The following is a 16223-nucleotide window of genomic DNA, read 5'->3' as shown; positions in this document are numbered from 1 at the left end:
TTGCTCCGAATTCCTCGAACTGTTCATCCCGTCAGCGCTGGCGCGCAGGTATCGGCCATCGGGCTGCCAGCCGCCCGGTGGCCGCCGAGCAGTCGCAGAAGAGCAAACAGGAGGGCGCAGTAAACCGGCGAGTGGATGGTCATCCACCGCCCGCAGGACCGATTCACTGGAAAACTTGAAGAGGACATTGTTTCAACCCGACTGCCGAAACCACAACAAGCAACGACGAACACTGAATCCCGGTCTTCCTTCAGGAAGCCGGGCCCAGCAGTCGCAGTCGAAGCAGTTTCGCCGTCTGGTTCATCATGTCCTAACGCTAGGCCTATCCGCCCGAGAGGTCAACCCCTTCTTCCGCCGCCACGCTGCGATTGCGGAGCGGACTGGTGCGGGGGAAGTGGGCACGCAGGAACTCCATCTGGTCGGCGAGAATGCGCCGGCCCTTGAGATAGACATACTCCGCGTGGGTGGGCTTGAACGGCACCGCCAGCAGCTGCATGCCCGCCTGTTCCGGCGTACGCCCGGCCTTGTCGTTGTTGCAGCGCTTGCAGGCGGCAACCACGTTGGTCCAGACATCCTGGCCCGACTGACTGATGGGTGTGACGTGGTCCCGCGACAAGCCGCTGGTGGAGAACCGGCCGCCGCAGTACATGCAGATGTGGTCGTCGCGCCGGAACAGGGCCTTGTTGTCCAGTGGCGGCGTGTAGCCGCTATGGCCCTTGAGAATGGCCTGCACGGCGCCGTTGGTGGCGATGATGGAGTTCAGCTCGAGGACGCTGCGACGCCCGGTGGCCGCGTTGTGACCACCGTGGATGCGATACAGGAGCCGGCCGCAGCTGTAGACCACCTGCTCCATGTAATACAGGCGCGCCGCTTCCTGGTAGGTAATCCACTCCAGCGGCATGCCGGACACGTCCGTGCGCAGGATCTGGTTACTCAGGTCGAGCACGATGGGCTCTCCTTGACGGCGCCCCGATGCGGGCCACACTTCTTATATATTCCAGATGTCCAGGAAAAAGGCAATCCCGGTGCGGCCCTTGTAAAGGCTTTGTAATCCGGACCGCGCATACCGGAATGGGCGCTGATTCCTTCAAAACCGGTAACACTTGCGTTATTCTTTTCAGGCCAGCGCGGCCGGAGCATCCGACCGCGCTTTTTTGTCCGGGGCTGCGGCAAGCGGGGGGAGACCTGCCAACGCCCGGAGTGCGCGGGCCTCGGCGTTCCATGGCAAACGCGTCACCGGAGCCGGGCCAGGCAATGGCGCCGCAGCCAACCACTCGGACCCACCCTGTTGGAAAGACGGGAGACATCAATCATGGCAATACGTGTAGCCGTGCCCAAGGAGACCCAGCCAGGAGAGCGCCGGGTCGCCTTGGTGCCGAGCGTCATCAAAAACCTGGACAAGCTCGGCGTGGAAATCCTCATGGAATCCGGCGCCGGCAAGGAGAGCGGCTTCAACGACGACGCCTACGAAGGCGTCACCATCGTTGAATCCGCCGACAAGCTCTACAAGGACGCGGATGTCGTCCTCCGGGTACAGCCACCCAGCGCGGAAGACGCGGGCAAGCTCAAGAAGGGCAGCGTGCTCATGGGCTTCATGTCGCCCCACGAGGGTGACAGCCGCATCAAGGCACTGACCAAGGGCAACGTCACCAGCTTCTCCGTGGAACTGGTGCCGCGCATCACGCGGGCCCAGTCCATCGACGCGCTGTCCTCGCAGGCTTCGATTGTCGGCTACAAGTCGGCACTGCTGGCCGCCAACATGAGCCAGAAGCTCTTCCCCATGATGACCACCGCCGCGGGCACAATCCGCCCGAGCACGGTGGTGGTCATCGGTGCCGGCGTCGCCGGTCTGCAGGCTATTGCCACGGCCAAGCGCCTCGGCGCGGTGGTGGAGGCCTACGACGTGCGCTCTGCCACCAAGGAACAGGTGGAATCGCTGGGCGGCAAGTTCATCAAGACCGGCGTCTCCGCGGAGGGCGAAGGCGGCTATGCGCGCGAGCTCACCGACGAAGAAAAGCAGCAGCAGGCCGATGTCCTGGCCGACCACGTAGCCAAGGCGGACGCCGTGATCACCACCGCGGCAATCCCCGGCAAGCCGGCGCCGAAGCTCATCGACAAGGCCACGGTGGAGCGCATGAAGCGCGGCGCCGTAATCATCGATCTGGCCGCGGAGACCGGCGGCAACTGCGAGCTCACCAAGGCGGGCAAGGAAGTGGACCACAACGGCGTCATCGTGTACGGGCCGAAGAACACCGCCAGTGCCCTGTGCCAGCACGCCAGCGAGATGTACTCGCGCAACCTCTACAACTTCCTGACGCTGATCATCAAGGACGGCGAGCTGAACCTGGACTGGGATGACCAGGTGCTGGCGGACAGCTGCCTGACTCATGACGGCGAGATCAAGCACGGCCCCACCCGTGAGCGCCTGGAAGGAGGCAAAAAATCATGATCGAGGGATTCACTGCACTGTATATCTTCATGCTCTCCGCAGTGGCGGGCTATGAAGTGATCTCCCGGGTGCCGGTCATCCTGCATACACCGCTGATGTCCGGCTCCAACTTCATCCACGGTATCGTCGTCGTCGGTGCGATGATCGCGCTGGGGCATGCCCAGACGCCCATGGAACAGCTCATCGGCTTCATTGCCGTGTTGCTGGGCGCGGGCAACGCCGTCGGCGGCTACGTGGTCACTGAGCGCATGCTCGACATGTTCAAGAGCAGCAAAGACGAAGGATAAGGGGGCGCAGGAATGGAAACTCTCATACAGTTAAGTTACTTCCTGGCGGCCGTCCTTTTCATCGTCGGGCTCAAGGCCATGAGCTCGCCGAAGACGGCGCGCAAGGGCGTCATGTGGGCCGGTGTCGGCATGGTGCTGGCCGTGGTGGTCACTTTCTTCCACGGCGAAATCTCCGGCTTCTCCAACTACCTGCTCATCATTCTCGGTATTGGCATCGGCACCGCCGTCGCCTGGGTCACCGCCAAACGCGTGCAGATGACCGAGATGCCGCAGATGGTGGCGCTGTACAACGGCATGGGCGGCGGCTCGGCCGGCGGCATCGGTGCCGTGGCACTGCTGGAGGCCCAGCGGAAGCTGGCCGGTTCCGGCGACACCGCCATCTACCAGCAGCTGGGCAGCGACATCACCTTCCTGGCGGTCCTCGGCGGTCTCATCGGCACGGTGGCCTTCTCCGGCTCCCTGGTGGCCTGGGCAAAGCTTGACGGCCGCATGCAGCGCAGCAGCCTGATGCCGGCACAGCAGATCGTGAACATCGTCCTGTTCGCTGCCATGGTGCTCGCCGGGATCTGGGTGTTCTTCAGCGGCGGCGTGTTTCCGATCTTCGTGTTCTTCGCCCTGGCGCTGCTGTTCGGTGTGTTCATGACCGTGCCCATCGGTGGCGCCGACATGCCGGTGGTCATCTCCCTGTTCAACGCCCTCACCGGCCTCGCCGTCGGCTTCAAGGGCTATGTGCTCGGCAACGCTGCGCTGATCATCGCCGGGACGCTGGTGGGTGCAGCGGGCATGCTGCTCACGCACCTGATGGCCAAGGCCATGAACCGGCCGATCTCCAACGTGCTGTTCAGCGGCTTCGGCACCACGCAGTCGGCCAGTGAAGGTCCCGAAGGCGAGATGAAAGAGATGGGCGCCGAGGATGCGGCTTACCTCATGGCCTACGCCGACAGCGTCGTCATCGTTCCCGGCTACGGCATGGCCGTTGGCCAGGCCCAGCACAAGATCTGGGAAATGGTGCAGAGCCTGCAGGGACGCGGCGTGGACGTGAAGTTCGCCATCCACCCGGTGGCGGGCCGCATGCCCGGCCACATGAACGTGCTGCTGGCCGAAGCCGGGGTGCCGTACGACATGATCTACGACATGGAAGAGATCAACGAGGACTTCAAGGTCACCGACGTGGCCCTGGTCATCGGTGCCAACGACGTGGTCAACCCGGCAGCCAAGAACGACGAGTCCAGCCCCATCTACGGCATGCCCATTCTCGACGTGGAAGATGCCGAGAACGTGCTGGTCATCAAGCGCGGCCGCGGCACCGGTTTCTCCGGCGTGGAGAACCACCTGTTCTTCGGCGACAAGACCAAGATGGTCTTCGGCGATGCCCAGAAGGTGGCCAGCTCCATGGCCGCCACGGTCAAGGATCTCTGACCGGGACAGTCTCTGGCACGACCAGGAAAAGGCCGCCTTCGGGCGGCCTTTTTTTGTCGCTTCCCTACAGCATGTCCTGGGGATCCACATCCACGGACCAGCGGGCACGCCGGGCCCCGGGGAGATCCGGCAAGACCGGCACGAGTCGGCGCAGCAGCGCGTGCAGCGGCGACCGCTGTGCTGCCTGCAGCAACAGTTGGGCGCGGTAGCGGCCGGCGCGCCGCTCCATGGGTGCCGGCACCGGCCCCATCAGGAGAACGTCATCACCGCACTGGGCTTCTCCGGCCTCGCGCACCGCCTCCAGGAACGCCTTCGGGGCCTCGGCGTCCACCGCCTCGCTACGGATCAGGGCCATGTGGGTATGCGGCGGCAACGCGGCCTCCCGGCGCTCCGTGAGCATGGTCCGGGCGAAGCGGCCGTAGCCTTCGCGCAGCAGGGTATCCAGCAGCGGGTGTTCCGGGTGGTGGGTCTGGATCAATACTTCACCGGGGCGCTCACGCCGGCCGGCCCGACCGGCCACCTGCGTGATCAGCTGGGCCATGCGCTCCGGCGCGCGGAAATCCGACCCGAACAGCCCGTGATCACAATCCAGGATCGCCACCAGACTTATATCGGGCAGGTCGTGGCCCTTGGCCAGCATCTGCGTACCCAGCAGGATCCGCGCCTCGCCCCGGCGCGCCTGCTCCAGCATGTCGCTCATGGCGCCCTTGCGCCGGGTACTGTCACGGTCGACACGGACCACGCCGTGGTCCGGGAAACGCGCGGACAACGCGTGCTCCAGCTTTTCCGTTCCCTGCCCCACATCCCGCAGATCGGTACTACCGCACTCCTGGCACTGGCGGTCCACCGGGCGTTCATAGCCGCAGTGGTGGCAGCGAAGCCGGTGAGCGTGCTGGTGCCAGGTGAGGCGTGCATCGCAGCGGGGGCAGCCGGCAATCCAGCCGCAGTCGTGGCACAGGAGCACGGGTGCGAAACCGCGCCGGTTGAGGAACAGCAGCACCTGACCGTGGCCGTCCAGGTGCTGCTGCATCCGCTCCTGGACGGGACGTGCCACCCCGGCATCCAGCGGCTGGCCGCGGATGTCGAGCAACTCCATGCGCGGCGGCCGGGCTGCACCGGCCCGCCGGGGCAGGTCCAGCAAGCTGTAACGTCCGGCCTCGGCGTTGTGGAGACTCTCCAGCGAAGGGGTGGCCGAGCCCAGCACCAGCGGACGGTCCACATCCCGCGCGCGCACCGCGGCGAGATCCCGGGCGTTGTAACGGAAACCGTCCTGCTGCTTCAGCGAGGCGTCGTGTTCCTCGTCGACAATGAACAGGCCCGGGCGCGGCAGCGGCGTGAACAGGGCCGAGCGGGTCCCGATCAACACGTCCACATCGCCGGCGGCGGCGGCGAGCCAGGCGTCCCTGCGCTCACCATCGGCCAGGGCGGAATGGAGCACGGCGACGCGGCCGGGAACCCGTGCGTTGAAACGCTCGATGAGCTGCGGCGTCAGCCCGATCTCCGGGACCAGCACCAGCACCTGTTCGCCGCGCGCCAGGGTGGCGTCCACCGCGGCCAGATACACCTCGGTCTTGCCACTCCCCGTGACGCCTTCCAGCAGATGCGCACGAAACCCGCCCAGGGACTCAACGATGGCTTCGGCCGCTTGCTGCTGCGCTTCATTCAGGGCCGGTGGCGCGATGGTGGCACTGCTCTGCCGCGGGGTGGTTCGCACCAGCAGGTCACGCTGCTCCAGGGTACGCAGCGCGCTGCGCCAGTCCCCTTCCAGATCCGCCAGCGCGGCCACCGGCAACCCCTCGGGCGCCTCGGCAAGGCGTTCCAGCACGGCCGCCTGCCGGGGTGCCCGCCGGCGCAGCGCCTCGAGATTGGTGCCACGCCCGGTCTCGGTGAGTTGCCAGTACTCCGGCGGGCGGCGTTCCGCGGGCTGACCCTGGCGCAGTGGCACCGGCAAAAACCCGGTCAACACCTCGCCGGGCGGGTGATGGTAGTAATCAGCGGCCCAGAGGCCGAGCTGCAGCAACTCCGCCGGCAGCAGCGGATCGGTGTCCAGCACCTCCTGGATGCGGCGCAGGCGGTGACCGGACACACGGGGGCGCTCGCCGCTGCCAGTGACGATACCCACCACGCGACGACGCCCGAACGGCACACGAACCCGCGAGCCCACTGCCGGCGGCTCCGCAGAGCCGGCAGGCGGAAGGTAGTCCAGGGTGCCGTCCATGGGTGCGGGCACCGCAACGTGAATGACCAGTGCATCGGTCATGGGGTTTCCCGAGTCGATATCCGTGCCGGCGAGTGTACCGGGCCACGGTGAATGCGTCGCTCCCGGCTTCCCCGGTCATCCACAGAACCTGTGGATAACCGTGTGGACGAATTCGTGATTCCGCCGGGAAGTGCCTGTTCTGTCAGGGAGGCTGTTACATTGCCCAATAATTCAACGAACTCCGCGTTTCTCTTCCAATACAAACAGTTACGAATACTCAGCAAACCACCACTTGAAATATCGTCGATTAACCGGGCTCTTGCGGGAGCACCCGGCCTCCTGTGCACAATCCCGCTTTTGTCAAGCCTGTTACATCGAATCCCGGGCGCGGACGACCAGGGCTTTTGACCAACGCCACGTCACTCGCCCCGGTGGCGCTGTGGCGAGCAGCTAGTGTCCTGTAACCCAAACTCGTTGCATTTGGGTTACAGGACACTAGAGGTCAGGTGTAGCATCAGCGGCATGACCGAGACCACCGCCGATCATCAGTTACTGGACGCCGTGCTGGAACAGGTGCGCCAGGCGCCGGACGGCCAGACGGAGCATGCCCTCCTCGGACGCCTGGAAAAAGCGGAGCTCGCTCCCTTTGCCGGTGCCGACCTGGGCGACCAGATGGCATTATTCCGGGTCCACTTCCTTCTGTTCCACTGCCTCTACCGCCTGCAGGAGCGCCTGGCGGCTCGCGGCGAGTGGCTGGACATACACTGTTTGAGTATCAGTCTGCGCCCGCTGTCCTCCGCATCGACCGCAGATACAGGGGCCATGGCTCAGACGGACCCGCTGCGCACCTATTATCTGGAACTGGCCAACCTGGACGCCATGGACGCAGCAACCCTGGAGGCGATGCTGAGCGGGTTCTGGCGGCGACTGGACGGTGGCGAACGCCACCGGGAAGCGCTGGACCTCCTCGGCCTGGAGGAGCCCGTGGACGCCGACCAGGTCACCCGCCGCTACCGCCAGCTGGCGCAGCAGCACCACCCGGACAAGGGTGGTGACACGGAAACCCTCCAGCGCCTCAACGAGGCGCGCCTGGTCCTGATCACCTGAGCCGGATCCGTGAACGCGCCCTCCGACCTCAACCCGGACCACCTTGCCGATTCCGCCTGGGCGGCCCTGGCCCGCATGTACGGCCAACCCGGGGTAAAGGAGACCGTTCTGGCCCTTCAGGACAACAATGGTGTGTGCGTCACCGCACTCCTGACCCTGCTGTGGAGCGCGGCCAACGGCCATGGGCCGGCGTCGCTACCAACAGTGACTGCTGTCGTGGCTGAGAGCGAATCGCTGGAAGCCGACTTGCTCCGCCCCTATCGCCGGGCCCGCAACGGACTTCGCCATCGGGCAACCGCGGACACTGGCGCGGCAGAGTTACGTCGCCGCCTCCTGGACCAGGAGCTGGAACTGGAGCGGTACCTGCAGACCCGGGTGCTGGCGATGCTGGCCCCTGGCGCTGCCAGGGAGGCGGTGACTGATCCGGACGCCGCCGTGGAGACGGTCCTGACGAGGTACTTGGACTGCCTTGGCGTCACCGACAACGCGGCGGATGACACCTTCATCCGCGTCCTTCGCGATGCCGTAGGTGGCGAGTGACTGCACCCTTGAGGGTACCCCGTAGCCGGGGAGTGGGTGCTCCGCTGCCGGACCGTCTGCGGCCAGGACGGCCGCAGCCGAGCCTACACGGACGTACTTGCGGCGTGTCCGGCAGCGGAGTACCCACTCCCCGGCGCCCCCGATCGAGGCCGAAACCAGGTCTTGCGAAAAATCTCCGCCAAGACCACCGAAGACCGATTTGTGGGGGACGCCCCGAACCGGGATAATACGCGCGCAAACCCTCACCGACGGCCCCGTGTAACGCATGAAAGAGAAGCTGCGCAGCCTGATCTCCACCGCCGTGGATACGCTCGCCCGTGACGGCACCCTGCCCGCTGACACCCGGGTGGACGTGCAGGTCGAGCGCGCCCGCGACAAGACCCACGGCGACTACGCCGTGAACACCGCCATGATCCTGGCCAAACAGGCCCGCATGAAACCCCGCGACCTCGCCGAACACCTGGTCGCCGCCATGCCGGCCGACCCGGGCATCGAGCGCGTGGACATCGCCGGCCCCGGCTTCATCAACGTCACCATCACCGCCGACGCCGCCTACGCCGCCGTTCGCGACGCGCTCAACCAGGGCGCGGACTACGGAAAGTCAGCCCTGGGCGCCGGTGAGGCGATCAATCTCGAGTTCGTCTCTGCCAACCCCACCGGCCCGCTGCACGTGGGGCATGGTCGCGGCGCGGCATTCGGCGGCGCCCTGGCGAGCCTGCTCACCACCGCCGGCTACACGGTCCACCGCGAATACTACGTCAACGATGCCGGCCGGCAGATGGATATCCTCGCCGCCAGTGTCTGGCTGCGGTACCTGGAGCACCAGGGTGAAACCCTGCGCCTGCCCGATAACGCCTACCGCGGCGAGTATGTGCGCGACATCGCCCGGCGTCTGGTCGAGATGCACGGTGACAGCCTGCTGCATCCCGCCGAGGTGGTGCTGGCCGAGATGCCCCTGGACGAGTCCGAAGGCGGCGACAAGGAAGAGTACATCGACACCCTGGTGATCCGCTGCAAGGAACTGCTGGGCACCGAGGCGTTCGAGACCGTCTTCCAGTTGGCCCTGAACCAGGTGCTGGACGACATCCGCGATGACCTGGGAGACTTCGGCGTCCACTACGACGAATGGTTCTCGGAACGCTCGCTGACACAGAGCGGCGCCGTGGAGGACGCGCTGACGCAGCTCGATGCCGCCGGCCACCTGTACCAGGACGAAGGCGCCACCTGGTTCCGCGCCAGTGCATTTGGCGACGAGAAGGACCGGGTGGTACGCCGCGAAAACGGTGCCTACACCTACTTCGCATCGGACATCGCCTACCACCTGAACAAGTTCCAGCGCGGCTTTGCCGGCTGCATTGACGTCTGGGGCGCCGACCACCACGGCTATGTCCCCCGCGTCCACGCCGCACTGCAGGCCTTCGACAAACAGCCCGAGCAACTGGACATCCGCCTGGTGCAGTTCGCGATCCTCTACCGGGGCGCCGAGCGCATGCAGATGTCCACCCGCTCCGGGCAATTCGTCACCCTGCGGGAGCTACGGGAGGACGTGGGCGACGACGCCGCACGGTTCTTCTATGTCATGCGCAAGCCGGAGCAGCACCTGGACTTCGACCTGGAACTGGCCAAGTCCCAGTCCAACGACAACCCGGTGTACTACATCCAGTACGCCCATGCGCGGATCTGCAGCGTGCTGGGGCAGTTGCGGGAGAAAGGGCTGAGCCATGACGCCGCCAACGGCGACCGCCACCTGACCCGACTGGTGGAGCCCCACGAGACGGAGCTGGTGAGCGCCATCGGCCGCTACCCCGAATTGATCGAGATCGCCGCAGGCGCCCGGGAACCACACCAGGTCGCCCATTACCTGCGGGAGCTGGCCAGCCATGTGCACACTTACTATAACGCGCACCAGTTCCTGGTCGACGACGCCGATCTGCGCGATGCTCGCCTGAACCTGGTCCTGGCGGCCCGTCAGGTGATTCGCAACGGCCTCGCGCTGCTCGGTGTCTCCGCCCCCGAGAGCATGTAGGCGACCACGGACACGGCATGGCGAAAAGCAAGCAGACCGGCGCAAGGCGCAAACCCCAGTCCCGCAGCAGCAACACCGGCCGCGCCCCGGCGTGGCTGCTGGTGCTCAGCGGCCTGCTGCCGGGGCTTTTCATCGCGTACCTGGTGCACATGCACCACGAGCGCGACGGTGGCGTGACGGAAATCGCCAGCGGCAGCAGCGCCGGTGACGGTGATACGCAGCAGACGGACGAGGGCAACGGCCGACCGCGCTTCGAGTTCTACGAGCTGCTCTCGGAGATGGAAGTGGTCGTCCCGGATGAATCGGAACCGGAGGTCTCCGCGGTGCCCCCGGGGGATGACACGCCGGTGCCCGCCCCGGACAGCGAAACGCCTGCCGCCCCCGCACCACAGCCGGAGCCCGAACCGGATGACGACGCCCAGTACATGGTCCAGGCTGGTTCGTTCCGCTCCCACGAGGACGCCGATCGGCTCAAGGCCCGGCTCGCCCTGATGGGCGTCCAGGCAGACATCCACAGCGTCGAGGTGGACGGTGGCGAGACGTGGCATCGTGTACGCATCGGCCCGTTCGCCGACCGGGGACGGGTGGAAGCCATCCGCGGCCGCCTGGAAGACGAAAACGTGGACAGTATTCTGCTGCGCATGCGGGGTTAGAGCGGCTGCGCCGCAGCGCCCCCGGTGCCGCTGAACCTGGGGTACTACGATGGTTTCGGCTGCGCCCCCTTCATGGCGCTGACGGTCTCCGCCGGAATGGTCAGCCCGACACGCCAGCCGGGGTTCACCACCAGCCCCATGCCCTCCCAGGTGCTGTTCACCGCCCAGGCGAAGGAGACTTCCACGGAGAAGGCGAAGTCCGGATTCTGCTCGGTCATGGGGTAACCCCTGGACGGCGCGGTAAACAAGGCGAGCAGTCCTTCGCCATCCGGACCCTCCAGCACCAGCGGGCGTACGCCTTCCGGGTGCTCGGTGGTGGCGAACTCCTGGTCCACCAGGATCGCCACCTGCGCGCCGGCGAGCTGCTCCATGAAATCCACGGTGGCGGTCTCGCCGCTCTGCGCCGCCATCAGTGCGCGTTCCAGGTGATTGACGGGTTCGAAGGTGTCGAAGCGATCGTCGGTATCGCCGTTCTCGGTCATGGGTGTTCTCCTTACAGCGAGCGCTTGTTGCCGTTGGTGAACATGGCCTGCTTATCCCGGTACAGGGCGGAGATATCCTCGTCGCCGTGACCGGCGTCCATCAGGCGCTGGTAGTGCTTGAGCGTCATTTCCACGATGGGCAGGGCCACGTTCATGTTCTCCAGCATCTGGCGACAGATGGTGAGATCCTTGTGATGCAGGCCGAGCTTGAAACCGGGCTCGAAGGTGCCTTTCACCATCGTGGGTCCGCGCATCTGCAGGAACCAGTTGCCGGCCGCGCCACCGCTGACCACCTGGATGACCTTGTCCATGTCCAGCCCGGACGCCTGGCCAAAGGCCAGGGCCTCGGTGACGGCCTGGTTGATGCCGGCGGCCATGATCTGGTTCACCGCCTTGGTGGCCTGGCCGGAGCCGATCTCGCCCATGTGCGTGGCGCTCTTGCCCATGGCGTCGAAGGCCGGCTCGAGCCGGGCGAACACATCCGGATCACCGCCCACCATGAACACCAGCTGGCCGTTCTGGGCCCCCTCCTTGCCGCCGGAGACGGGGGCATCGAGGAACTCGACGCCGGCCGTAGCGAGCTTCGCGGCGGCCTGCTTGGCCGTATTCACGGCGATGGTGGAGGTATCCACGACGGTCTTGCCCGCCGCAAGCCCCGGAGCCATGGCGTCCATCACCGCGAGCACGTCCTCGTCCCGGGAGACGCAGGTGATAATGACATCGCAGGCCTGCGCCAGGGCGGCCGGGCTATCGGCAGCCTGCACCTCCAGTTCCCCGGCAATCTCCTGCGCCCGCTCTGGAGTGCGATTCCACACAGCGGCCAGCAGGCCGGCCTTGTGCAGGTTCCTGGCCATGCCCGAGCCCATGGCTCCCATTCCGATGACGCCTGCCTTCATGGTGTGATCCTCCCGAAACGGTGTTGTCAGTCTTCAAGGTAGGTATAGCCGCCCAGCCCCGCTTCCAGCAGCTGCAGGCACTCCCGGCGCTGTTCAGCGTCCAGTTCGGCGGCGGCAACTCTTGCCTGATAGGCCTGCATCAGGCTCTCCCGGCGGAAATGCACGTAGCGCAGGACGTCCTCCACGGTATCGCCGGGCACCGGGTCGCTGAGCCGGAAGTCATTTCCCTCCTGGTGCACGTTGATGGCCGCCGTGTCGCCAAAGAGGTTGTGCATATCCCCCAGGATCTCCTGGTATGCGCCCACCAGGAAAACGCCCAGGCGGTAGGGCTCACCCGGCCGGAACGGAGGCAGGGGCAGGGTGCTCTCCACGCCCTCGCCGTCCACGTAGTACTGCACGCTACCGTCAGAGTCGCAGGTGAGATCCTGCAGCACGGCCCGGGCCGTGGGTCGCTGCTCCAGGCCCTGTAACGGCAGCACCGGGAAGACCTGGTCGATGGCCCAGACGTCCGGCATGGACTGGAAGATGGAGAGATTGCAGAACAGCTTGTCTGCCAGCTTCTCGTTGAGGTCGTCCAGCACCTCCCGGTGGTTGCGTGCCGCCGGGTTGAGTGCGTCCCGCACCTGGTGGCAGATGGCGGTGTAGTACTCCTCTGCCCTGGCGCGCTGGCGCAGGCCCAGCACACCGTGGGTGTACATGGCCTGCGCCTCCTGCAGCCCGTTCACCGCATCGTGGTAGCGCTCGATGGGCGAGCGGGCGGAGGACTCGTTCAGCGTGTCCCAGAGCTCCCGCAGGATCTGGGGGTCGTCCTGCTCCGGCGCCGCGGGTGCGGCACCACGGCCGTTATCGTGGTCGATGACGTTGGTTAGCAGCACGGCATGGTGAGCGGTGAGGGCCCGGCCGGACTCCGAGATGATGTCGGGGTGCGGCAGGTCGTGCTCGGCGCAGGTCTCGGCCAGGGCACGGACCACGTTGGCCGCGTACTCGCCGAGGCTGTAGTTCATGGAGCAGAAGTTGCGGGAGCGGGTGCCCTCGTAGTCCACGCCGAGGCCGCCACCCACGTCCATGGTGGTCACGGGAATGCCCATGGCGCGCAGCTCGGCATAGTAGCGGGCCGCCTCCCGCATGCCGCGACGGATATCCCGCACGTTGGGGATCTGGGAACCCAGATGGAAGTGCAGCAGCCCCAGGCTGTCGGCCATGCCCTCCGCCTGCAGCCGCTCCACCACCGCCAGCGCCTGGGAGGCACTGAGGCCGAATTTGGACTTCTCGCCACCGGTGTTCTGCCACTTGCCGGCACCGATGGACGCCAGGCGCACGCGCATGCCCAGCCGCGGCGAAATACCCAACCGGCGTGACTCGCTCACCACCAGCTCCACCTCGCTGCGCTTCTCCATGACGATGCGCACATCGAGACCGAGCTGCTGACCGAGCAGGGCCAGACGCACGTACTCGCGGTCCTTGTAGCCGTTGCAGATGATGGTGCCGCCGTCCGGGGCCAGCGCCAGCACGGCCATGAGCTCCGGCTTGCTGCCGGCTTCCAGGCCCACCCGGTTGCCGCCGTGGTGCAGGATCTCCTCCACCACCCGGCGCTGCTGGTTCACCTTGATGGGATAGACGGCGGTGTAGCCGCCGCGGTAGTCCTCGGCAGCCATGGCAGCCTGGAAGGCGCTGCAGAGGCGATCGACCCGGTCGTGGAGGATGTCGACGAAACGCACCAGCACCGGCAGGGCGAGCCCGGCGGCCTGCACCCGGTCGACCAGCCCCGAGAGATCGATGCCCGGCCCGTCAGCAGCGCCGCGGGGGTGGACTACCACGCGGCCGGCATTGTCGATGTCGAAATAGCCGCTGCCCCAGTGCGCGGTATTGTAGAGATTGCGCGCCTGCTGGACGGTCCAGTCGCTCATGCGGTGCGGTACCCTGAATGCCGTTGCGGAATGGTCCTGCCCCCGTGGGCGGCCGGACCTGGCCGCCCACGGGGACGCATCAGGGTACTAACCTTTCCCGGCTGAAACCATCACGTCCGGAAACGCCCCGCCATCTCGCGCAGCTCACCGGCCAGGCGCGCCAGCTCCTCGTTGGCCGCCACCACCTGGCTGTTGGACTCGGCGTTCTCCCGTGCGATGTCGCTAAGCCGCGTGATGCTCTCGTTGATGGTATCGGCGGTGGCGCTCTGCTCCTCGGCAGCGCTGGCGATCTGGGTGTTCATGTCCGAGATCTCGCTGACCGTGGTACTCAGGGTCTCCAGCGCCGCACCGGCCTCGCCGGCCTGGGTGACGCTGTGCTCGGCCTGCTGGCGGCTCTCCTGCATGACCTGCACGCCTTCGTCGGCGCCGCCCTGGAGCTTCTCGATCATCTCCTCGATCTCGCGTGCCGACGTCTGCACACGGCTGGCCAGCGTGCGCACCTCGTCCGCCACCACGGCGAAGCCGCGGCCGTGTTCTCCGGCCCGGGCGGCCTCGATGGCGGCGTTCAGCGCCAGCAGGTTGGTCTGCTCGGAGACTTCCTGGATCACCGACAGCACCTTGGTGATGCCGTCACTCTGGCCTTTGAGATCACCGATCACCTTCACGGCACGCTCCACCGCCTCGGACAGACGGTTGATGGAGCCGGTGGTCTCGTCGACGACGGTCTTGCCATGACTAGCGGCATCGCGGCCATTGTTGGCCAGCTCCGCAGCGTGCTGGGTATTGCGCGCCACTTCCTGAACGGTGTTGGCCATTTCGTTGACCGCCGCCGCCACCTCCTCGGTCTCGCCCTGCTGCCGGGAGCCGGAATCGCGACTGGCCTGGCTCAGTTCCTCGAGCCGGGACGACTGCTGCTGCACGCCGTCTGCCGTCTCGACGATGCTACGGATCATGCTCTGGAAGGTCTCCATCATGGCATTGAAGGCATCGGCGGTGCGGCCCAGCTCATCGTCACGCCCGGTGTGGATGCGCATACTCAGGTCACCCGTCTGACTGGCGGCGCCGCCCATGCTCTCCATCTGCCGGCGCATCTGGCCCAGGGGTTTGAGCACCCGCTGGATGGTGCGCAGGCCGAATACGGCCAGCAAGCCGATCACCGCCAGGGTGACGATGATGATGGTGTTCCTGCCCGCATCCGCCGCCGTCTGGGCGGCAGAAGCCGCCTCCGCGGCCTCGGCGGTGACGTGTTCCTCGAGATCCTGGATGGCACCGCGCATCTCGGCAGTGGCACTGCGAACGGCAGTCAGGGCATCAGCCTGCTCACCCTCCAGGGCGATTTGCTGGTGGCGCAGATCGTAGACGGAGGCGTCATCGTTCACCATCAGCTCGCCAAGCTCGGTGACGATGTCGTGCAGATGGCCTGCTTGCTCGCGCTGCCGGGAGTCGGCCCACTCGGAATCCCGGATGGTCGCTGCCGAGCGGGTGGCGAGGCCGAGCTGCTGGTCGATCTCGTTGCGCCGCATGCTGGTGAGCATGAACGGGTCGTCCACCAGCCGCAGGTCGCTGGCAAGCCCGTTGAGCTCGGCCACGGCAACCCGGACTGCACCGCTCAGGCCGACCACGTCCAGGCCCCGCTCGATGAGCCCCTCCACCAGCATGGGCGGCAGCGCGCGGACATCGCCGCCGACGGCCTCGAGCTCCTGGCGTAGATCCCGCTCCCGGCGCACCTGCCGGAGGGTCGCCTGGCCGGCCATGAGCTCGGCTTCCACCATGACTTCGCGGATGTGCTCGTCCATGGTGTCCACGCGTTCCTGAATGCGTTCCAGCAACTCCAGGTTTTCCCGCCGCGCCTCCTCCAGGCGCTCATCGGCGTCCACCAGAGCGCCATACCCGGCGTCCAGCTGCTCGGCAAGCGGCCGTGCGCGTCCGTCACCACCTTCGACACCGCCGAGATCGCCACGCGCCGCACGGTAGGTCTGCTCCAACTCCTCCACGGAGGTTGCCTCGGCAAGGGCCGCGACATTCTGGGCGGCGATCAGATCCGCATGCCGTTCACCGAAGGCGCCGAGCACGTTGCCTACCTCGGTGCGGGCAACCTGGTTGGGCATGATCTCATTGAGAATGTAGTCCTGGGTGGCCACCAGGCGGGCGTTGGACAGCAGTGCCACAGCAGCCAGGGCCAGTGCCGCCACGATGGCGGTACCAAACAGACCCAGCAGCATGGCGCGGATACTCATTTGCAGACGCATGGCTTGAG

General features: G+C 66.3%; 13 protein-coding genes. 7 read left to right on the top strand and 6 right to left on the bottom strand.

The annotated features are described in order from the left end of the window. Window positions 1-322: 322 nt before the first annotated feature. Window positions 323-901 carry an HNH endonuclease gene (locus tag KU884_RS00690; protein ID WP_167784062.1) on the bottom strand — a complete coding sequence of 193 codons (579 nt, stop codon included), beginning with the start codon at window positions 899-901 and terminating at the stop codon, window positions 323-325. 411 nt (window positions 902-1312) lie between these two features. On the opposite strand from KU884_RS00690, the gene KU884_RS00685 reads away from it, so the two are divergent. The 3 genes from KU884_RS00685 to KU884_RS00675 are packed head-to-tail and all read left to right on the top strand — an operon-like array spanning window position 1313 to window position 4155. Then, window positions 1313-2449 carry a Re/Si-specific NAD(P)(+) transhydrogenase subunit alpha gene (locus KU884_RS00685; protein ID WP_167780819.1) on the top strand — a complete coding sequence of 379 codons (1137 nt, stop codon included), beginning with the start codon at window positions 1313-1315 and terminating at the stop codon, window positions 2447-2449. After that, the gene (locus KU884_RS00680; protein ID WP_254432230.1) at window positions 2443-2736 is read left to right on the top strand and encodes an NAD(P) transhydrogenase subunit alpha; all 294 of its coding nucleotides are present in this window, start codon (window positions 2443-2445) and stop codon (window positions 2734-2736) included. The genes KU884_RS00685 and KU884_RS00680 overlap by 7 nt, the downstream gene beginning before the upstream one ends. 12 nt (window positions 2737-2748) lie before the next feature. Beyond that, the gene (locus KU884_RS00675; RefSeq protein ID WP_167780817.1) at window positions 2749-4155 is read left to right on the top strand and encodes an NAD(P)(+) transhydrogenase (Re/Si-specific) subunit beta; all 1407 of its coding nucleotides are present in this window, start codon (window positions 2749-2751) and stop codon (window positions 4153-4155) included. Window positions 4156-4219: 64 nt separating this feature from the next. On the opposite strand, the gene KU884_RS00670 is transcribed toward KU884_RS00675, so the two are convergent. Further along, window positions 4220-6415, bottom strand: a complete 2196-nt coding sequence (locus tag KU884_RS00670) for a primosomal protein N' (protein ID WP_167780816.1) — start codon at window positions 6413-6415, stop codon at window positions 4220-4222. 462 nt (window positions 6416-6877) lie between these two features. On the opposite strand from KU884_RS00670, the gene KU884_RS00665 reads away from it, so the two are divergent. From KU884_RS00665 to KU884_RS00650, 4 genes are all read left to right on the top strand, one after another. Then, window positions 6878-7462, top strand: coding sequence for a DNA-J related domain-containing protein (locus tag KU884_RS00665; RefSeq protein WP_167780815.1), 585 nt, complete (start codon window positions 6878-6880; stop codon window positions 7460-7462). A 9-nt stretch (window positions 7463-7471) separates the two neighbouring features. Next, the gene (locus tag KU884_RS00660; RefSeq protein WP_167780814.1) at window positions 7472-8002 is read left to right on the top strand and encodes a TIGR02444 family protein; all 531 of its coding nucleotides are present in this window, start codon (window positions 7472-7474) and stop codon (window positions 8000-8002) included. 265 nt (window positions 8003-8267) lie between these two features. After that, complete coding sequence (gene argS / locus KU884_RS00655; RefSeq protein WP_167780813.1) at window positions 8268-10028, top strand: arginine--tRNA ligase; 1761 nt, start codon at window positions 8268-8270, stop codon at window positions 10026-10028. 17 nt (window positions 10029-10045) lie between these two features. Further along, on the top strand, window positions 10046-10681 hold the full coding sequence (locus KU884_RS00650) for an SPOR domain-containing protein (RefSeq protein WP_167780812.1): 636 nt from the start codon (window positions 10046-10048) through the stop codon (window positions 10679-10681). Between the two features lie 44 nt (window positions 10682-10725). Here KU884_RS00650 and KU884_RS00645 read toward each other — a convergent pair whose 3' ends face one another. The 4 genes from KU884_RS00645 to KU884_RS00630 form a co-directional block, all read right to left on the bottom strand. After that, window positions 10726-11163: an SseB family protein gene (locus tag KU884_RS00645; protein ID WP_167780811.1), complete on the bottom strand. Its 438-nt coding sequence runs from the start codon at window positions 11161-11163 to the stop codon at window positions 10726-10728. Between the two features lie 11 nt (window positions 11164-11174). After that, window positions 11175-12059 carry an NAD(P)-dependent oxidoreductase gene (locus tag KU884_RS00640; protein ID WP_167780810.1) on the bottom strand — a complete coding sequence of 295 codons (885 nt, stop codon included), beginning with the start codon at window positions 12057-12059 and terminating at the stop codon, window positions 11175-11177. A 26-nt stretch (window positions 12060-12085) separates the two neighbouring features. After that, on the bottom strand, window positions 12086-13966 hold the full coding sequence (speA, locus tag KU884_RS00635; RefSeq protein WP_167780809.1) for a biosynthetic arginine decarboxylase: 1881 nt from the start codon (window positions 13964-13966) through the stop codon (window positions 12086-12088). Between the two features lie 110 nt (window positions 13967-14076). Next, window positions 14077-16215, bottom strand: coding sequence for a methyl-accepting chemotaxis protein (locus KU884_RS00630; protein WP_167780808.1), 2139 nt, complete (start codon window positions 16213-16215; stop codon window positions 14077-14079). Window positions 16216-16223 lie beyond the last annotated feature (8 nt).

The sequence above is a fragment of the Aquisalimonas sp. 2447 genome, assembly GCF_012044895.1.
GTDB lineage: Bacteria > Pseudomonadota > Gammaproteobacteria > Nitrococcales > Aquisalimonadaceae > Aquisalimonas.
Note: the sequence above shows the minus strand (reverse complement) of the source record. Positions and strands in the feature narration are given on the sequence as shown.

Excerpts from the sequence above, each read along its gene's own strand:
- KU884_RS00665 (WP_167780815.1), top strand. The coding sequence starts at position 6,878 with ATGACCGAGACCACCGCCGATCATCAGTTACTGGACGCCGTGCTGGAA.
- KU884_RS00690 (WP_167784062.1), bottom strand. The coding sequence starts at position 901 with ATGCCGCTGGAGTGGATTACCTACCAGGAAGCGGCGCGCCTGTATTAC.
- KU884_RS00645 (WP_167780811.1), bottom strand. The coding sequence starts at position 11,163 with ATGACCGAGAACGGCGATACCGACGATCGCTTCGACACCTTCGAACCC.
- KU884_RS00670 (WP_167780816.1), bottom strand. The coding sequence starts at position 6,415 with ATGACCGATGCACTGGTCATTCACGTTGCGGTGCCCGCACCCATGGAC.
- KU884_RS00640 (WP_167780810.1), bottom strand. The coding sequence starts at position 12,059 with ATGAAGGCAGGCGTCATCGGAATGGGAGCCATGGGCTCGGGCATGGCC.
- KU884_RS00650 (WP_167780812.1), top strand. The coding sequence starts at position 10,046 with ATGGCGAAAAGCAAGCAGACCGGCGCAAGGCGCAAACCCCAGTCCCGC.
- KU884_RS00630 (WP_167780808.1), bottom strand. The coding sequence starts at position 16,215 with ATGCGTCTGCAAATGAGTATCCGCGCCATGCTGCTGGGTCTGTTTGGT.
- speA (WP_167780809.1), bottom strand. The coding sequence starts at position 13,966 with ATGAGCGACTGGACCGTCCAGCAGGCGCGCAATCTCTACAATACCGCG.
- KU884_RS00675 (WP_167780817.1), top strand. The coding sequence starts at position 2,749 with ATGGAAACTCTCATACAGTTAAGTTACTTCCTGGCGGCCGTCCTTTTC.
- argS (WP_167780813.1), top strand. The coding sequence starts at position 8,268 with ATGAAAGAGAAGCTGCGCAGCCTGATCTCCACCGCCGTGGATACGCTC.
- KU884_RS00685 (WP_167780819.1), top strand. The coding sequence starts at position 1,313 with ATGGCAATACGTGTAGCCGTGCCCAAGGAGACCCAGCCAGGAGAGCGC.